Annotated in this window: 1 protein-coding gene; it reads left to right on the forward strand. The window is 71.7% G+C overall.

Annotated elements, in window-relative coordinates; translation table 11 throughout:
* The coding region (locus AC5RV2_RS18780) for an ABC transporter transmembrane domain-containing protein (RefSeq protein WP_494093588.1) at positions 1-672 on the forward strand (672 nt) is incomplete at both ends.

Consider the following 672-nt stretch of genomic DNA (forward strand, 5'->3'; position numbering starts at 1 on the left):
GGCGCCTCCCCGGCCGGGCGCGACGGCTCCGCCCCGGGCGAGGGCGCCCTCAGTGTGCTGGCCACCCGGGGGCTGGACAACCTGGATGACTACTACGCCAAGTACCTCCCGGCCCTGGTGACCTGCGCCACCGTACCCCTGCTGGTGGGGCTGCGGATCCTGGCCGCGGACTGGGTGAGCGCGCTGATCGTGGTGCTCACGCTGCCGCTGGTGCCGGTCTTCATGATCCTGATCGGCAAGCACACCGAAGACCGGACAAAACAGGCGGCCGCGGCCTTGGACCGCCTGTCCGACCACCTGCTGGAACTGGCCCGGGGACTGCCGGTCCTGGTCGGCCTAGGTCGGGCCGCCGCGCAGACCCGGGCCCTGGGCGACGTCGCCCGCGCCTACCGGGAACGGACCCTGGCCACCCTGCGGGTCGCCTTCCTGTCCTCACTGGCACTGGAACTGATCGCCACCATTTCGGTGGCCGTGGTGGCGGTGTTCGTGGGCATCCGGCTGGTCTACGGCGGTATGGAACTCGAAGCCGGACTGCTGGCCCTGATCCTGGCTCCGGAGTGTTTCCAGCCGCTGCGCGACCTCGGCTCGGCGCACCACGCGAGCGAAGACGGTCTGGAGGCCCTCGAGCGCAGCAAGGCCGTGTTGGACGCGCCGGCGGGCCGGCCGCTGGTC

This window comes from Arthrobacter sp. Y3225116 (assembly GCF_059091245.1).